The following is a 16,757-nucleotide window of genomic DNA, read 5'->3' as shown; positions in this document are numbered from 1 at the left end:
CTCACCTGAGCACGGAGGCCGCGCGCATGTCGCCGGCCAATGCGTCGAGTTGCTCCGGTGTGGCCGCGACCTGGGGCAGTCGCGGGTCGCCGACGTCTATGCCCTGCAGGCGCAGGCCCGCTTTGGACAACGTCACCCCGCCCAGTCGGCTCATCGCGTTGCACAGCGGGCCCACCGAAACGTTGATCTTGCGCGCTGTGGTGATATCTCCGGAGTTGAAGGCGGACAACAACTCTCGAAGTTGACCCGCCGCCAGATGGGAGATCACGCTGATGAACCCGGTGGCACCCATGGCCAGCCAGGGAAGGTTGAGCGCATCGTCTCCGGAGTAATAGACCAATCCGGTTTCGGCGATGAGCTGGCCCGCGCCGTGCAGGTCGGCTTTGGCGTCCTTGACGCCGACGATGTTGGGATGCGACGCCAGCGCGCGCAGGGTGTCGAAGTCGATCGGCACCACCGATCGTGGCGGGATGTCGTAGAGCAGCACAGGTAGATCGGTGGCGTCGGCGACAGCGGTGAAGTGAGCCCTCAGCCCACGCTGCGGCGGCCGCGAGTAGTAAGGCGTTACCACCAACAGGCCGTGGGCGCCCTCCGCGGCGCACGCCTTGGCCAACTTGATGCTGTGCGCGGTGTCGTAGGTGCCGGCGCCGGCGATCACCCGCGCCCGGTCGCCCACCGCCTCGAGCACGACCCGCAGCAGCTCGAGCTTCTCGTCGTCGGTGGTGGTGGGCGATTCCCCGGTGGTCCCGGAGACAACCAGGCCGTCGCAGCCCTGCTCCACCAGGTGATTGGCCAGCCGGGCCGCGGTGGCGGTGTCCAGCGCACCATCAGCGTCGAACGGTGTCACCATGGCGGTCAGAAGAGTTCCCAGGCGTGCTGGGGCATCGAATCCGACGGTGCTCACGGTTGTCCAGATTACCTGCCTGCGGCAAGGTCTTTAGCAGTGCTGCGACGGGTGGCCGCACGAGGCGAACCACACGGCGAATTTTCGGAGTCAGGATCACAGCCGGGTTGGGCGCGCGGACGAAGACGGCTCAGGCTTCGGTCGCTAAAGGGCTGGTCGCGACCTCACTGCCGTCGGCCAGCACGGAAATCTCGAAGTCGGCGAACACACTGGGCGCGACGTCGGTGAGCTGACGCAGGCAGGCAATGGCCAGCCGTCGTATTTCCAAGTCAGCGTGCTCGCTGGCCCGCATGGCGATGAAGTGCCGCCAGGCCCGGTAATTGCCGGTCACGACGATGCGGGTTTCGGTGGCGTTGGGCAGTACCGCGCGTGCGGCCTGACGGGCCTGTTTGCGTCGCAGCACGGCGTTGGGTTGGTCGGCGAACTTGGCTTCCAACTTGGTCAGCAGCTCAGCGTAAGTGGCGCGGCTCGCATCGGCGGCGGCGGTCAGGATGTCCCGCAGCTCGGGATCATCCTCGATACCCGGCGGCAACACCACCTGCGAGTCGTTCTCGGGCACGTAACGCTGGGAGAGCTGGGAGTAGGAGAAATGCCGATGCCGGATCACCTCGTGGGTGCAGGATCGCGAGATGCCGGTGATGTAGAACGACACGCTGGCGTGCTCGAGCACCGAGAAATGCCCGACGTCGATGATGTGGCTGATGTACCCGGCGTTGGTCGCGGTCCGCGGATTGGGTTTGGACCAGCTCTGGTAGCACGCCCGGCCGGCGAATTCGACCAGAGCGGAGCCACCCTCGGCGTCGGTCGTCCATCCGACGTCCGGCGGGGCCAGGAATTCGGTCTTGGCGATCAGTTGCACGCGTAGCGGCGCGGTCTCGGCCACGGCGGCCAGCCTAGCGCCCGCCAACACCACGGCGGACAGAACACGTCCCGCGACGCGGCGCGGATCGGTTTCGCGGTTGCGGCGGACGGGTGGGACCGCTCGTCAACACCTCGTTCGTCCAGATGGGAGTCGCACATGAACCTGGACGCCTTGCGTGACCCAACAGTCCACACCCCATAGGATCGCTCAATCTGAGCGAAGATCAGCGAAAGAGGTCGCCAAATGTGTACTCGGGTAATCCATTCGAGACCTGGCGAGCCCGTGCTCGTCGGCCGCAACATGGACTATCACTGCGACACCGGAACAAATCTATGGGTTCTTCCTCGTGGCATCGACCGGAGCGACGGCGTCGGTGGTTCGCTCAGCTGGGCCGCCAAATATGGCAGCCTCATTGCCAGTGGATACGACTTGATGTCGGTGGACGGCGTCAACGAGGCGGGGTTGGCCGGTCACATCCTCTGGCTCGCCGAGTCGGACTACGGCACCCACGACGCCACGAAACCGGCCTTGAGCATGGCGATCTGGCTGCAGTACTTCCTGGACAACTTCGCCACGGTGGCCGACGCCGCGGCATGGGTACACGAGACGAAGGTGCAGGTCGTGCCGTTGGCCGAGCCAAGCACCGGAAGAGTGCCGGCAGTCCATCTCGCACTTGACGATGCGACCGGCGATTCGGCGATCATCGAGTACGTAGCTGGTGCGCCCACCGTGTGGCACAACCGCCACTACCGCGTCATGACCAATTCCCCTACCTATGACAAACAACTAGAACTCCTCACTCGGTTCGAAGAGTTCGGCGGCAACCAGACCCTGCCCGGAAGCACTCTGGCGGCCGACAGGTTCGCTCGCGCCAGCTACTACGTTGAGCGGCTACCACCGGCGGCCGACCAGGTGTCCGCGATCGCCGGCATGCTCAGCGTCATCAGGAACGCAGCCCAGCCTTTCCGGATCCCGGACCCGGGCAAACCCGAGGCGTCGCAGACCATCTGGCAGACGGTGACCGACCTGACGAACCGGCGATACGTCTACTCCTCGACGACCAGGCCGAACATCGTCTGGGTGGACCTCGGCGAGATTGACTTCAGCGAGACGGCCCCTGCGCGCAAGCTCGACCTCACCGCTGACACGGCGCTCGAGGACGGCCTGGTCGGGAACGTCACGACGAAATTCACCCCCACTGCGCCAATGCAGTTCTTGACGCTCTCGCATTAGCCGCCTAAGTCAGGCTGAGCAGGCTGAAGCAGCCCATCCAGCCGTTGCAGCCGCTCCCTCACCACTTTCTCCAACCGTGCCGACTCATCAAACGCCGCAAGCATTTCCGTCTTCAACCGCGCCACCTTCTGATCAATCGGTTCGCCGTCGTCCGCGAGTTCCGGAGCACCGACGTACCGACCCGGGGTCAGCGCATAGTCCGCAGCCTTGATCTCGGCCACCGCGACCGATCTGCAGAACCCCGGAATATCCTCGTAAACGACTCCTTTCGTGACAGCTGACGACGATCCTCGCCAGGCGTGATAGGTGTCACCTATCCGCACGATATCCTCGTCACTGAGCGCCCGCTCGGCGCGGTCTACCAGGTAGCCGAACTCGCGCGCATCGATGAACAACACCTGCCCCGATCGATCGACCGAACCCTGCTCGCCCGCCTTCTTGTCCTTGGCAAAAAACCACAGGCACACCGGAATCGCGGTGCTACGGAACAACTGCGTCGGCAGCCCGATCATGCAGGACACCAGGTCGGCCTCCACAATCTGCGCACGAATTGCACCCTCCCCGTTGGAATTCGACGACATCGACCCGTTGGCCATCACCACCCCAGCCTTGCCACCTGGCGTCAGCTTGGACAAGACGTGTTGAATCCAGGCGTAATTGGCGTTGTTGGCCGGCGGCACACCGAATCGCCACCGTGGGTCGTTCGCGTTGCGCACCCAATCCTTGATATTGAACGGCGGATTGGCCATCACGTAGTCCATCTGGATATCGGCATGCTGATCCCAGGCAAACGTGTCCCCCCACCGGCTGCCCAGACCACTGTGGTCGATGCCGTGGACGGCAAGATTCATCTTGGCTATGCGCCAAGTCTCCTCGATGCTCTCCTGCCCATAAATTGCAATATCTTTCGCGTCACCGTGGTGTTCGGCGATGAACTTCTCGGTTTGCACGAACATGCCACCCGACCCGCAACAGGGGTCATACACCCGCCCTGTGGTCGGTTCAAGCACCTCGACTATCACCTTCACCACGCTGGGCGGGGTGAAGAACTCGCCGCCTCGCCTACCTTCCGCGCGGGCGAAATTGCCCAGGAAATACTCGTAGACCTCCCCCATCAGGTCACGTGCGTGGTGTGCGCCCTGGCGGCTGAACCGGGCATTGCTGAACAAGTCGATCAACTCGCCGAGGCGCCGCTGGTCGACATTGTCGCGGTGGTACAACCGCGGCAGCATGCCGGCCAGCGTCGGGTTGGCCTTCATCACGGCGTCCATAGCCTCGTCGATGAGCTGACCGATATTCTTGCTGGGCCCACCGTCGTCACCCGGTGTGCCTTCGGCGTTGTCCACCAGAAACGTCCATCGCGCGGCCGCGGGAACCACGAATATGTGCTCGGCGTGGTAGTTCCCGGGATCCTCGATCGATTCGCTGCGAATCTCACGGTGCTCCTCGGACGCATCCGAAATGTATTTCAGGAAGACCAAACCCAAGATCACGTCCTTGTACTGGCTGGCCGGCAGCGACCCGCGCAACTTGTCCGCGGCCTTCCAGAGCGTATCCTTCAGCTCCTTCGAGGTCGACGGTGCTTGCGGCCCGGGCTTGTTCCGCGGCGGCATCACGTATGTCCTTCCTATTTCGTGGGACTCGACCCGGACCGCCGGATCGTGGTCAGTGCCGCAACGCGACCATCCACGGTGTCCCGGGACCGTACCCGGCCGGACATCAGCAGCGGGAGCAGTTCATCGCGCACCGCTGCCAACTCGGCGGATTCGGCTCGTCGGCGCTCACACAACGCGCCGAGGTCGGTAATCGCCTGAGCTGAGCGAGCATCCAGCCGACGCACGTCACGCACCATGACATCGAGGAGTTGACGCGGTTGGATCCGCTGTCGGCTCCCGGTCATACCCGCGGACATACGTGCGAGTTCAGCCGACACATCGGGTTGCCGCAATGCCGACCACAGGACGGAGGTGTCAACGTCGATCGGTCGCAGCACAACGAACTCCGTACTTGCCACAGCCGTTGCCGACGGAAGCTGCGGGACGTTCCAGATACGCGGGATCCTGGGATTCAACTTCGAGAACAGCACGCAGGGCTCTATCAGCACAAACTTGGTGCTCTTGATTGTGTTGGAATCCAACAGGTTTGGTTGAGCGGCTCGGTCAAAGGCCGGGAAACTGTAGTGCGCGACCACACCGCGCAGATCCCGCGGTTCGGCGCATACCGCTGTCCGCTGCGCCAAGTCCGACAGCTTGGCGCGTTCCGGGACCTGCTCAACCAACGTCGTCATCAAATCCTCTGCGCATGCGATCACGCGATCGTTGGCGGCGACCTTGTCGTCCAAGGCGCCCAAGGTGCTGCCGATCAGCGTCCGCTCGGCTGTGTCCGCAACGCGAATCGGAACGCTGCGCAGAACGCCCTGATTGAGCAGGGGTTGGCCCGATCCGGCACGAAATCTGTTGAGTCCGCAATGCTGCAGCGCGTAATACCAATACCGCGTTTCCTCGGGGTCATCGGGACGGCAGATCAGCGCGTTGTCGCTAACCCACGCATCGCCGTGGCAATAGTGCAAGCTTCCGCAGAAAGAACCCACCCGACCGATCACTATCAGCGGGCCGCGGGCATTGCGTTCAGACGTATGTCCCATCACGCCGTTGGCGCCGTACACCGGATAACAGCCTTCTGCTGCCCGGGCCGGCGAAATGTCACCGGCGTGGAAGTCCAGATAATCCCCGAGCACGGCCTTCACAAGCCGGATCGCCTCCCAGCCCGACGCAGCTCCGAAGCCAGATCGCCCCGATCGGACACAGCAACGGCACCCAAGCCCAGCCAGGACCGCATCGACTCAAGCTCCGCGGCCAGGGCGCCCGCAACGTGGGGACGGTCTATGTCGGGTTCGCCAAAGGCGCCCAGCACGCGCAGCGTGTCGGTGGAACGATCGGCCTTGAGGTCCACTCGCGCCACCAGCTGTCCGTCCAGCAGCAGCGGCCACACGTAATACCCGTATTGCCGCTGGGCGGCCGGGGTGTAAATCTCAATGCGGTAGTGGAAGTTGAAGATCCGCTCCACTCGGGGTCGGAAGAAGATGAGCGGATCGAACGGACACAGCAGGGCGGTGCCGCGATCCAGGCGCGGGATGGTGCGACCGCGCCGCAGATAGGCCGGCGCCGTCCAGCCGTCGACGTCCACTGGCTCGATTTCACCCGCGGCCACCAGGTCGGCGATCGCGGGTTTGATCTGTTTCGCCGACAACCGGAAGTAATCACGGATGTCGGCCTCGGTCGCGACGCCCAGCGCTGTTGCCGCCCGTAGCGCCAGTTCGCGGACGGCTTCCTCGTCATCCACCTGCCGGGCCAGCACGGCGGCGGGCAGCACCCTTTCCACCAGGTCGTAGTGCCGAGCGAAGCCCACTCTGGTGGCCGTGGTGAGCACACCGGAGGCGAATAGCGCTTCGGCCACCCATTTGGTGTCGCTGCGGTTCCACCAGGGCCCCTTGCCCCGGCGGGGTTCGGCCGCCAGATGCGATTCGATCTGGCCGGCGGTACTGGGCCCGAGTTCGGTGACGGCCGCAACGACGTCTTCGATCAGCTGCGGGTTGGCCTGCACGATGTGCTTGCCCCAGCGGCCGTGCCGGTACTCGCGCATCCGCCAGCGCAGTAGCGGCCAATCATCGACGGCCATCAGCGCCGCTTCGTGCGCCCAGTACTCGACCAGCAACCGGTCCCGCGCCGTACGCCTACTCGATTTGTCCGACTCCTCCTCGGGCCGCTTCCCGGCCCGCATCGTCGTCGGACCCCCGCTCGATTTGTCCGACTCCTCCTCGGGCCGCTTCCCGGCCCGCATCGTCGTCGGACCCCAAGCCGCGCGGTCCAACACGCCGCGGTCATAGGGCCCCAACCGGCTGAACACCGGCGCGTAGTGGGCGCGCACCGCCACCGAGACCGAATCCAGCTGCAGCACCTGGATCCGCGTGATCAGTCGCCTGAGATGGGCGCGGGTGATCGCCCCGGCGGGGCGTGGCTCGTTAAATCCTTGTGCCGCAACGGCTATTCGCCGGGCTTGGGCGGCGGTGAGCCTGCCGTTCCGGGTCGACACGGCGCCGAGGATAGCGGCCCCCTTTCGGCTGCTTTGAGCGGGAGGCTACTAGATCGTGCCCGTCGACTCAGCTCGTGCTGACTTTTTCCTCAGGCTGCGACGCGACCGCCTGCGCGTCCTGGTAGGCCTGTTCGAGAGCGACCGGAACAGCGTCCAAGTCGCGGTAGACGGCCATGAGCTGCTCGAGGATTCTGATCCGTTGCGCCCGGGCCTCGTCGACCGCGCGCTGGGCCTGTTCACGCTCGTAATCGGCCTGCTGCTTCGCATCGGCGAGCAACTGGTCGCGTTCCTGTTGCGAGTTCTGCCACGCTTCGTCGATCGCCGACCGGGTTTCGGCCCGCAGGTCGGCCATCTCGGCGTCGAGCTTTTTCTGGGCTTCTTCGTTCTCGGCTTGCAGCGCCTTCTGCTGCGCGATCATCTCGGCCACCAATTCCTCGTGCCGGCGGCGCTCGGCTTCGGCTTCGGCCTCGGCCGCCGCGATCAGCGCGTCGGCCTCAGCTCGCGCCTCTGCCTGCATCTGCGCCACCTCGTCGACCGCGCTGCGCAGCATCTTCGCCATCCGCTGTTGCACCGCGTGCGGCGTGGAGGAGGTTTCGGTGAGCAGAGCGACCTCTTTGCGCAGCGCGGCTGCCTGGTCACCGGAGTCCCGCAACCGGGCACGCAGGTTCTCCACGTCGTCGCGCAGCAACTGCTGCTTTGCGGTCAGAGTCTCGATGTGGGCGTCGACCGCGGTCGGTTCGTAGCCCCAGAATTTTCGAGTAAACGTCCGTGTTGGTTCGGTTACCACTCTCAATCCCCCTTCTGAAGAGACTCGTTTCAATCCGGTGCGGCAACCCCCACCGACCGGACGTAGCTGTGAAACCGGTAGCGCAAGCCCCGGCGACTGACCAGCCACTCCCCCGTCTCACCCACCCACGCCTCGTCGAGCAGGGGGGCCAGCGCGTCGTCGTCGTCGCGCGGCAGATCGACGTCCACTTCGGTGACTTCACAGCGGTTGGCCAGTGGCAGCGCAAGCGCATAGACCTGTCCACCGCCGATTATCCACGTGTCCTCGCCGGTGAGCGCTTGCTCGAGGTCACCGACCACCTCAGCCCCGTCCGCGACGAAGCCCTGCTGCCTGGACAGCACAATGTTTCGGCGGCCCGGCAGCGGCCGAACTCGTGCGGGCAGCGAGTCCCAGGTACGCCGGCCCATGACCACGGTGTGTCCCAATGTGACCTGTTTAAACCGGGCCAGGTCTTCGGGTAGGTGCCAGGGGATGCTGCCGGCGCGCCCGATCACTCCAGACGTCGACTGGGCCCAGATGAGGCCCAGGTTGGTGCGCGTCATACAGCGACGGGCGCCTTGATCGGCGGGTGCGGGTCGTAGTTCTGCACCACAACGTCGTCGTAGGTGTAGTCGAAGATCGAATCCCGCTGGGCCAGAACAAGCTTGGGGTAAGGCCGGGGGTCGCGGCTGAGTTGTAGCTGGACTTGTTCGACGTGGTTGTCGTAGATGTGACAGTCACCGCCGGTCCAGACGAACTCGCCGACGGCCAAGCCGGCCTGCGCGGCCATCATGTGGGTGAGCAGCGCGTAACTGGCGATGTTGAACGGGACCCCGAGGAACAGGTCGGCGCTGCGCTGGTAGAGCTGGCAGCTCAGGCGGCCATCGGCGACGTAGAACTGGAAGAACGCGTGGCACGGCGGCAGCGCCATCTGGGGGATCTCCCCCACGTTCCACGCCGAGACGATGATGCGTCGCGAGTCCGGGTCGGTGCGCAGCAACTCCAGCGCGGCGCTGATCTGGTCGATGTGCTCACCACTGGGAGTCGGCCAGGACCGCCACTGCACACCGTATATGGGGCCGAGATCGCCTGTGTCACTTGCCCATTCGTCCCAAATCGTGACACCGCGCTCCTGCAGCCAGCCGACGTTGGAATCACCCCGCAGAAACCACAGCAACTCGTAGACAACCGACTTGAGATGGACTTTCTTGGTGGTGAGCAACGGGAAGCCGGCCGACAGGTCATACCTGATCTGCTTGCCGAACAGGCTTCGGGTGCCGGTGCCGGTGCGGTCGGATTTCGGCGCTCCCTTCGCGAGCACCTCGCGCAGCAAGTCCTCATAGGGAGTCGCGATCGGCACGCGGCCAGCTTACGACCAGCCGTCAGGAGTAGAACGGGTGCCATGCCGAAGATCGCCGATACCGTCAGCACTCCCGACGGCAGCTGCCCCGTCCACCTGTTCACTCCCGAAACGGCCGACGGCCCCTGGCCGGGAGTGATCATGATTCCCGACGCGGGAGGCGTCCGCGAGACCTTTCATCAGATGGCAGCCAAGCTGGCCGGATTCGGCTACGCGGTGCTGCTTCCCGACGTGTACTACCGCGAGGGCGAATGGGCCCCGTTCGACATGAGCAGCGCATTCGGGGATCCCGCCGAGCGGGCGCGCATCATGTTCATGATCGGCACCCTCACCCCGGACCGCGTCACCCGCGACGCCGGCGCCTTGTTCGACTACCTGGCCGGGCGCGACGAGGTCACCGGCGAGCGCTTCGGCGTGTGCGGCTACTGCATGGGCGGGCGCATCTCGGTGCTGCTGGCCGGACGGCTTCCCGAGCGGGTGGCCGCCGCCGCGTCGTTCCACGGCGGCGGGTTGGTGACCGACAACGAGCACAGCCCACACCTGCTGGCCGCCAAGATGGACGCCCTTGTATACGTGGGCGGCGCCAAGAACGATCGATCGTTCACTGCTGACCAGGCCGAGCAGCTGGAGAAGGCGCTGACGGCTGCCGGTGTGCAGCACCGCATCGAGTGGTACCAGGCCGGGCACGGGTTCGCGGTACCGGACAACCCGCCCTACGACCCCGTCGCTGACGAGCGGCATTGGGCCGCCATGACGGAGATTTTCGGCGAGGCGCTCGTCTAGCCTGCGCTGGCTCAGGTGGCGGACAGGTCCACCAACTCAGCCAGCCGGGACCGGTGCCGGTAGGCGGTGCCGAACGCGAGTTGGTCACTCTTGGCGCGATTGAGGAACAGGTGCGCGGGATATTCCCACGTCATCCCGATGCCGCCGTGCAGTTGAACGCATTCCTCGGCGGCGTGGACGGCCGCGCCGCTGCAGAAGGCCTGCGCGATGGACGCCGCGGTGGCCGCATCTGCATCGCCGCGGGCCTCGGTGTCGGCGGCGTAGCGGGCCGCCGTCGTCATCGCATTGACCTCGAACCACAGGTCGGCCAGGCGATGCTTGATCGCCTGATACGAACCGATCGCGCGGCCGAACTGCTTGCGTTCCTTGACGTAGGCCAGTGTCGTTTCGAAGCACCACTGCGCCAGCCCGAGTTGCTCGGACGCCAGCAACGCCGCGCCGGTCTGCAACGCCGCGGTCAACGCCCCCGGGCCGGTCCCGACCCGTGACGATGACGCACCCGAAAAACGAACGTCCGCGAGAGGTCTCGTCATGTCCAGAGCCAACACCGGTGACACCTCCACACCGGCGTCGGCGCGCGAAACGGTGTGCAATTCCAGACCCTCCGCCCCGAGTACCGGCACCACCAGTACGTCGGCCTCCGCGGCCCCCGCGACGCTGGTGACTTGTCCGGTCAAGCCGTCCGACCCGGAGCTCACCCCGGCCACCACTTCCCACGGCGCGGTGGACAGCGGCACCGTCAGCGCCGCAGTGGTCTCACCCGCCGCGAGCGCCGACACGATCTCGGTGTCGCCGGCGTTGATCAGCGCCACCGTGGCCAGCACCGCGCTGGACAGGAACGGCACCGGTGCCACCGCCCGACCGACCTCTTCCAGGACCACGGCGGCCTCGCGAACCGTCGCGCCGGCACCCCCGAGCGACTCGGGCACCAACAGCCCAGCCAGCCCGAGTTCGGTAGCCAGGGTGCGCCAGACACCGGAGAAATCCGGTGGCGGCGAATCATAGGACTTCGCAACCACTTCCAGCGGGCACCGGTCGGCGAACAACTGCCGAACACTGTCCCGCAGCGCGTCCTCGGTGTCGGAGTAAAGCAGGTCGACGCTCATCGGGGCAGGTCCTTCCACGCGACGGATTTGTCGACCCGGTGCTCCCCAGGTAAGCCCAGCACCCGCTCGGAGATGGTGTTGCGCAGGATTTCAGAGGTACCACCCTCGATCGAGTTGCCCTTTGCGCGGAGGTATCGGTAGCCGGGCCCGCGCCCGGTCAAGTCGACGACTTCTGGTCTACCCAGCGTCCAATCGTCGTACCGGAGGCCGGCTTCGCCGTGCAATTCGATCTCGAATCCCGAAATCTCTTGGGCCACACGGGCGAACGCGATCTTCATGCCGGCGCCTTCGGGTCCGGGTTGCCCGGCGACGGCCTGCTGACGCAGCCGTTCCCCGCTGAGCCGCAGTATCTCCGCTTCCACCCACAGGCGCATCAACTCGTCCTGCATCGCCGGGTCACGCAGGCCTGGCTCGTTTCGCCATGCCGCGGTGACCTTGCCGATATGGCCGCCTTCCCGCGGGGCGCCGGCGCGTGCACCGATGGCGACGCGCTCGTTGTTCAGCGTGGTCGTCGCCACCCGCCAGCCACCGCCTTCGGGACCGAGCCGATTGGCGTCCGGCACCCGAACGTCGGTGAGGAACACCTCGTTGAACTCTGCTTCGCCGGTGATCTGGCGTAGCGGCCTCACTTCCACGCCCGGTTGCGTCATGTCACACAGAAAGTACGTCAGGCCAGCGTGTTTGGGCACGCCCGGATCGGTTCTTGCGACGAGTATCGCCATCTGCGCGTGTTGGGCCTGCGAGGTCCACACCTTCTGGCCGTTGACAATCCAGTCGTCACCGTCCCGCACGGCCCGAGTGGCCACGGCCGCGAGGTCCGATCCGGCACCGGGCTCACTGAACAACTGGCAGTAGATCTGCTCGCCGGTGAACAAGGGACGCAGAAACTTTCGCTTCTGCTCGTCGGTCCCGAAGGCCGCGATCGTCGGCGCGGCCATGCCCATACCGATGTAGTTCTTCGGAGTACCACCCAACGGCGCGCCGGCATCGGCCAGTTTGGCATCGACGCGCTCCTGAGCGGTCCGCGGCAGACCCAATCCGCCGAAACCCACAGGCAGATGCACCCAGGCCAGACCGGCGTCGAACTGAGCGCCCAGGAAATCCCGCGGCGCGGTGGTGGCTGGATCGTGCTCGTCCAGCAACGCCCGCACCAACGCGTCGACGTCGGCGTCCGCCCCAGGGACACTCACTGTCCACCGCCGGCCTGGTATCCCTGGGCCGCGCCGAGCAACAGACCGCCGTCGATGACCATGGTCTCGCCGGTGATCCAGCTCGCCGCATCCGAGACAAGGAAGGCGACCGCGTCGGCTACGTCGTCGGGCTCGCCGATTCTGCCGAGCGCAATCGATTTCGCCAACGGATCCTCGTGGTCCTTCCACAGCGCTTCGGCGAGTCTGGTGCGCACCACGCCCGGGCAGATGGCGTTTACCCGGATGCGTGGTGAAAGTTCCAGCGCCAGTTGCTTAGTGACGTGGATCAGCGCTGCCTTAGTGGCGTTGTACATGCCCATGGCCGGAGACTGATGCATGCCGCCGATGGAGGCCGTGTTGACGATGGCGCCCCCGTGCTCGCCCATGCCGGACTTGACCACCAGCGACGTCCACAGCAGCGGAGCCCAGAGGTTGACGTCGAATATCTTGGTGAAGCGGGCGTGATCCTGGTCGATCAGCGGCCCGTAGGCGGGGTTGGTTCCCGCGTTGTTCACCAGGATGTCCACCCGTCCGAAACGCTCGAGGGTGAGCTCGACGCAGCGCCGGGCCGCATCCTCGTCGACCGCGTGCGCTCCCACGCCCAGGGCCCGGTCGCCCACCTGCGCCGCCGCCGCGTCGGCCGCATCCTGCTTGCGGGCGGTCAACACAACGTTGGCGCCGGCGTCAGCCAGCTTCTGCGAAATCGCCAGACCGATACCTCGCGAGGCGCCGGTGACGATGGCGGTGCGGCCGGTCAAATCCAAAGAAGTCATATTCATCCGCCCGATCTTGTTTTTTAGGTTTTCAACGCCGCCACACGTGGTATGCGAAAGCGCATGTTAGCGAAACTAAACCTCATGAAACCACTGGTGGTGGCCGGGGCTGTCGCTACAGCGATCGCTGCGGCGCCGATGGCCTCAGCCGATGTTGTTGCGGCGGGGCCGAGCACCCCCAGCACCGGCATTACTCACTTCATCCCCCTGGACCCGGGCGGCGGCGGTTGCGATCCCAACGGTAACTGCGGTTCGGGTGGCGTCAACGGTGGTCCCGAAGGCGGCCCCGGTGGCCAGGGTTGCATCCCAGGCGTCGGCTGCGGCAACGGTGGCCAGTTCTGGGGGCCCGGAGGCATTCCCGGCGGTGAGGGCTGTCTGCCCGGCGTCGGCTGCGGTTCCGGCCACGGCTGACATCTGACCCGTTCAGAGCGCCCGGAGCCGGGTGATCCAGCTCCGGGACTCAGCGGGATCGATGACGTCGTCCAACTCGAACGTGGTGGCGGCGCGCAGAGCCTTGCCGTGCTCATAGGCTGCGGCGACCAGCTTTTCGAATAACGCCTGTCGCTCCACCTCGTCGGCGGCCGCGGCCAGTTCCTTGCCGAACCCGAGGCGCACAGCGCCTTCCAACCCCATGCCGCCGATCTCACCCGTGGGCCAGGCAACGGTGAACTGCGGCGCATGAAACGAACCGCCGGCCATCGCCATCGCGCCCAGCCCGTATCCCTTGCGCAGGATGATCATTCCGAACGGCACGCTCAATTGCGCACCGAGAACGAACATCCGGCCGAATCGCCGGACTGCCGCGTCCTTCTCCGCTTCCGGTCCGACCATGAACCCTGGTGTATCGCACAGCGATACGACAGGCAGCCGAAACGCCTGGCACAGGGAGAGAAATTCACCGGCCTTGTCGGCCGCCTCTGCGTCGATCGCACCGCCGAGGTGGTGACTGCTGTTGGCGATCAGACCATAGGCCACGCCCTCGACCCGAACCAGCGCGGTCACGATTCCGACGCCATAGTCGGGACGCAGTTCCAGCACCGAGCCCACGTCCACGATCGCCTCGATCGCCCGATGCACGTCGTAAGCGCGTAACCGGTTCTGCGGTACCACATGTCGAGACAACCGGGGATCCGGCGCTGCCCAATCGTCCACCGCGCCTTGGAAGTACGCCAGGTACTGCTTGGCAAGCGCCACCGCGTGCGCCTCGTCGCGGGCGACCAGATCGACTACGCCGTTGCGTCGTTGGACATCAATCGGTCCGATCGCTTCCGGCGGAAAGACGCCAAGCCCCCCACCCTCGATCATCGCGGGCCCGCCCATTCCGATATTGGCGTCGGGCGTGGCGATGATCACGTCGCAGACGCCGGCCAGCGCCGCGTTCCCGGCGAAGCAACGACCGGAGACGATCGACACCAACGGCACCATGCCGGACAGGCCCGCCAGCATCCGAAAGGTCGGCACGTCCAGTCCGGCTACGCCGCCGACGTCGGTGTCCCCGGGTCGGCCACCACCACCCTCGGCAAACAGCACCACCGGCAACCGCTTTCGCGCGGCGAGGCCGAAGACGCGGTCGGTCTTGGCGTGGTTCCGCATGCCCTGCGTCCCGGCGAGAACGGTGTAGTCGTAGGACACCACGACGGCCTCCGCGGCGTCACGTCCGAACCGGTCCGCACCGATGGTCGCCAGACCTGCGACCAATCCGTCGGCCGGCGTGTTGGCGATCAAGTCCTCCTCGGAGCGCCTGCTGCGTTGCGCGGCAATCACCAGGGCGCCGTACTCCAGGAAGCTGTCCGCGTCGACCAGGTCGGCGATGTTCTCCCGTGCGGTCCGGCGCCCTTGCTTGTGCCGCTTGGCAACCGCGGCTTCCCGGCCCTCGTCCAGCGTGACCAGATGCCGTTGGCGCACTGCGTCGAGGTCGGCACGGTGCTGGTCGAGATCGGTTGCGTCGGAGCTTGATTCAATCCCGCCACCGACACCGGTTCGGACGTACACCACCAACGGATCGCCGGTACCCACCACCTCACCTGGGCGGACAAGGGTACGGACCGTCCGCAACGCATCAGGTGCGGCCAAAACGTGTTGCATTTTCATGGCTTCCAACACCACGACATCTTCACCTGCGGCAAGTTCGGTTGCTTCGGCCGCTACTTCGACGACGATTCCCGCTAGCTGCGCACGAAGCACTTCCTCACCGGGGTAGAGCTCGACGCCGGCGTGGGCATGCTGCTGCGGAGCCCGCGACAATGACGCGACAAGTGCGGGAAGCTGCTCGTCGAGGAAGCCCGTCGAAACCTCACCCAGCTGAAACTCACTGGCTGCCAACAACCCCCGCAACAAGTCGATATTGGTGGCTATGCCTTCGACGGTGAACTCGCTCAAAGCGGTACGGAGCTTGCGGACCGCCGCCGACAGCGAGGTGCCTCGCACGTGTGTGATGACCTTGGCCAATAGCGAGTCGTATCTAGGGCTGGCAACCAACCCTGCCCGCCCATAGGTGTCCACGCGCACCCCCGGACCGCTCGGCGGGGTAAATGCGGTCATGGTTCCCGTCGCGGGCAGCACGGAACCGTCGGGCATTACGGTCTCCATGTTGACTCGGGCCTGGATGGCGATGCCCGTTCTCTCGGCGGGATCGCCGATGACTTCGGTTCCGTCCGAAGCGATTCCGGCGGGGACGCCAAGGTCGCCGTAGGACATCCCGCTGGCGATGGCCAGCTGTATCGCCACCAGATCGACGCCCGTGACTTCCTCGGTGACGGTGTGCTCCACCTGGATTCGGGGGTTGATTTCGAGGAAGACGAAGTCATCCTCTTTCAGCAGGAATTCGACGGTGGCCAGTCCGTGCAGGCCCAATCTGGCGCACAGGCGGGCCGCGGACCCGTGCAGGGCACGACGCACATCGTCGGAAAGGTAAGGCGCGGGCGCCATCTCCACGAGCTTTTGGTACCGACGCTGGATGCTGCAATCACGGTCACCCAGCGCCAGCGCGTGGGTTTGACGGCCGACCGGCGCGGCCACGATCTGCACTTCGATATGTCGTGCACCGACCAGTAGGGCCTCGGCAAAGACCGCCGGGTTGCCGAACCCCAGCTCAGCCTCGGCGGCGCATTGCCGGTAGGCGCTGTCGATCTGGTCGGCGCGTTCGACTTTGCGCATCCCGCGGCCGCCGCCTCCCGCCAAGGCCTTGATCATGATCGGGCCAGTCCCGGCGGCGAAAAATGCACGGACGTCCTGGACGCTGCTCGGCCCGTCGGTGGCGGCAAGCACCGGCACGCCGGCCGCGATGGCCGCAGCGCGCGCCGACGATTTGTTTCCCACCAACTGCAGCACGTCGGCATCCGGGCCTACGAACGTGTAACCAGCGGACGCGCAGGCCCGGGCGAATTCGGCGTTCTCACTGAGGAATCCGTAGCCGGGATGAATCACCTCGGCGCCAGAGTCCTTGGCTGCCGCCAGTATCGCCGCCTGGTCCAGGTAAGCCGCCACCCGCAGTGCTTCGTCGGCTGCGTGAACATGCGGGCTTTCGGCGTCGTCGTCGGCGTAAATCGCGACGGTGTGGATACCTAATTCGGTTGCGGTGCGGATTATTCGGAGCGCGATCTCGCCGCGGTTGGCAATCAGCAGGGTCGACTCGGCATCGCGCGGTGATGGCCGCATAGGCCATAGCGTACGACCTAGGTCCAAAGCT

General features: G+C 65.6%; 14 protein-coding genes and 2 pseudogenes. 3 read left to right on the top strand and 13 right to left on the bottom strand.

What is annotated here, in order from left to right; genetic code table 11:
* Window position 1 precedes the first annotated feature (1 nt).
* On the bottom strand, window positions 2–904 hold the full coding sequence (gene dapA, locus A5636_RS24940) for a 4-hydroxy-tetrahydrodipicolinate synthase (protein ID WP_065161321.1): 903 nt from the start codon (window positions 902–904) through the stop codon (window positions 2–4).
* 130 nt (window positions 905–1,034) lie between these two features.
* The gene (thyX, locus tag A5636_RS24935) at window positions 1,035–1,787 is read right to left on the bottom strand and encodes an FAD-dependent thymidylate synthase (RefSeq protein ID WP_065161351.1); all 753 of its coding nucleotides are present in this window, start codon (window positions 1,785–1,787) and stop codon (window positions 1,035–1,037) included.
* Window positions 1,788–2,009: 222 nt separating this feature from the next.
* Here thyX and A5636_RS24930 point away from each other — a divergent pair, with 222 nt between their 5' ends.
* The gene (locus A5636_RS24930; RefSeq protein ID WP_065161320.1) at window positions 2,010–2,999 is read left to right on the top strand and encodes a linear amide C-N hydrolase; all 990 of its coding nucleotides are present in this window, start codon (window positions 2,010–2,012) and stop codon (window positions 2,997–2,999) included.
* Here the strand turns inward: A5636_RS24930 and A5636_RS24925 are convergent.
* From A5636_RS24925 to A5636_RS24900, 7 genes and pseudogenes are all read right to left on the bottom strand, one after another.
* On the bottom strand, window positions 2,996–4,612 hold the full coding sequence (locus A5636_RS24925) for a type I restriction-modification system subunit M (protein ID WP_065161319.1): 1,617 nt from the start codon (window positions 4,610–4,612) through the stop codon (window positions 2,996–2,998). The two genes, A5636_RS24930 and A5636_RS24925, sit on opposite strands and share 4 nt — an antisense overlap.
* Window positions 4,613–4,626: 14 nt before the next feature.
* Window positions 4,627–5,745, bottom strand: a complete 1,119-nt coding sequence (locus A5636_RS24920; RefSeq protein ID WP_065161318.1) for a restriction endonuclease subunit S — start codon at window positions 5,743–5,745, stop codon at window positions 4,627–4,629.
* A pseudogene (locus A5636_RS24915) lies at window positions 5,742–6,719 on the bottom strand (winged helix-turn-helix domain-containing protein); the annotation flags it as partial. The pseudogene A5636_RS24915 and the gene A5636_RS24920, both read right to left, overlap by 4 nt.
* A 120-nt stretch (window positions 6,720–6,839) precedes the next feature.
* Window positions 6,840–7,091, bottom strand: a pseudogene (locus A5636_RS27785) (winged helix-turn-helix domain-containing protein); the annotation flags it as partial.
* Window positions 7,092–7,158: 67 nt separating this feature from the next.
* Entirely contained in the window at window positions 7,159–7,878 is a 720-nt protein-coding gene (locus tag A5636_RS24910) for a cell division protein DivIVA (RefSeq protein ID WP_065161317.1), read from the bottom strand.
* A 29-nt stretch (window positions 7,879–7,907) separates the two neighbouring features.
* Complete coding sequence (locus A5636_RS24905; RefSeq protein WP_065161316.1) at window positions 7,908–8,420, bottom strand: dihydrofolate reductase; 513 nt, start codon at window positions 8,418–8,420, stop codon at window positions 7,908–7,910.
* Entirely contained in the window at window positions 8,417–9,217 is an 801-nt protein-coding gene (locus A5636_RS24900; protein ID WP_065161315.1) for a thymidylate synthase, read from the bottom strand. Before A5636_RS24900 ends, A5636_RS24905 begins: the two co-directional genes overlap by 4 nt.
* A gap of 42 nt (window positions 9,218–9,259) precedes the next feature.
* Here A5636_RS24900 and A5636_RS24895 point away from each other — a divergent pair, with 42 nt between their 5' ends.
* Complete coding sequence (locus tag A5636_RS24895) at window positions 9,260–10,000, top strand: dienelactone hydrolase family protein (protein ID WP_065161314.1); 741 nt, start codon at window positions 9,260–9,262, stop codon at window positions 9,998–10,000.
* Window positions 10,001–10,011: 11 nt separating this feature from the next.
* On the opposite strand, the gene A5636_RS24890 is transcribed toward A5636_RS24895, so the two are convergent.
* From A5636_RS24890 to A5636_RS24880, 3 genes are read right to left on the bottom strand one after another with little or no spacing between them, the layout of a single operon-like run.
* Window positions 10,012–11,106: an acyl-CoA dehydrogenase family protein gene (locus A5636_RS24890; protein WP_065161313.1), complete on the bottom strand. Its 1,095-nt coding sequence runs from the start codon at window positions 11,104–11,106 to the stop codon at window positions 10,012–10,014.
* Window positions 11,103–12,296 carry an acyl-CoA dehydrogenase family protein gene (locus A5636_RS24885; RefSeq protein WP_065161312.1) on the bottom strand — a complete coding sequence of 398 codons (1,194 nt, stop codon included), beginning with the start codon at window positions 12,294–12,296 and terminating at the stop codon, window positions 11,103–11,105. The genes A5636_RS24890 and A5636_RS24885 overlap by 4 nt, the downstream gene beginning before the upstream one ends.
* A complete protein-coding gene (locus tag A5636_RS24880; protein WP_065161350.1) occupies window positions 12,293–13,069 on the bottom strand; it encodes an SDR family oxidoreductase in 777 nt (258 codons plus the stop codon). The genes A5636_RS24885 and A5636_RS24880 overlap by 4 nt, the downstream gene beginning before the upstream one ends.
* Before the next feature lie 84 nt (window positions 13,070–13,153).
* On the opposite strand from A5636_RS24880, the gene A5636_RS25885 reads away from it, so the two are divergent.
* Window positions 13,154–13,480 (top strand): PE-PGRS family protein, encoded by a 327-nt coding sequence (locus A5636_RS25885; protein ID WP_081287988.1) that lies wholly within the window; start codon window positions 13,154–13,156, stop codon window positions 13,478–13,480.
* Window positions 13,481–13,492: 12 nt separating this feature from the next.
* Here the strand turns inward: A5636_RS25885 and A5636_RS24870 are convergent, their stop codons facing one another.
* Window positions 13,493–16,726: an acetyl-CoA carboxylase family protein gene (locus tag A5636_RS24870; protein ID WP_065161310.1), complete on the bottom strand. Its 3,234-nt coding sequence runs from the start codon at window positions 16,724–16,726 to the stop codon at window positions 13,493–13,495.
* Window positions 16,727–16,757: the final 31 nt, after the last annotated feature.

Origin of the sequence: Mycobacterium asiaticum (assembly GCF_001673315.1) — a bacterium.
In the GTDB taxonomy this organism is placed as follows: domain Bacteria; phylum Actinomycetota; class Actinomycetes; order Mycobacteriales; family Mycobacteriaceae; genus Mycobacterium; species Mycobacterium asiaticum_B.
Note: the sequence above shows the minus strand (reverse complement) of the source record. Positions and strands in the feature narration are given on the sequence as shown.

Excerpts from the sequence above, each read along its gene's own strand:
- A5636_RS24930 (WP_065161320.1), top strand. The coding sequence starts at position 2,010 with ATGTGTACTCGGGTAATCCATTCGAGACCTGGCGAGCCCGTGCTCGTC.
- A5636_RS24925 (WP_065161319.1), bottom strand. The coding sequence starts at position 4,612 with ATGCCGCCGCGGAACAAGCCCGGGCCGCAAGCACCGTCGACCTCGAAG.
- A5636_RS24905 (WP_065161316.1), bottom strand. The coding sequence starts at position 8,420 with ATGACGCGCACCAACCTGGGCCTCATCTGGGCCCAGTCGACGTCTGGA.
- A5636_RS24895 (WP_065161314.1), top strand. The coding sequence starts at position 9,260 with ATGCCGAAGATCGCCGATACCGTCAGCACTCCCGACGGCAGCTGCCCC.
- A5636_RS24890 (WP_065161313.1), bottom strand. The coding sequence starts at position 11,106 with ATGAGCGTCGACCTGCTTTACTCCGACACCGAGGACGCGCTGCGGGAC.
- A5636_RS24880 (WP_065161350.1), bottom strand. The coding sequence starts at position 13,069 with ATGACTTCTTTGGATTTGACCGGCCGCACCGCCATCGTCACCGGCGCC.
- A5636_RS25885 (WP_081287988.1), top strand. The coding sequence starts at position 13,154 with ATGAAACCACTGGTGGTGGCCGGGGCTGTCGCTACAGCGATCGCTGCG.
- A5636_RS24870 (WP_065161310.1), bottom strand. The coding sequence starts at position 16,726 with ATGCGGCCATCACCGCGCGATGCCGAGTCGACCCTGCTGATTGCCAAC.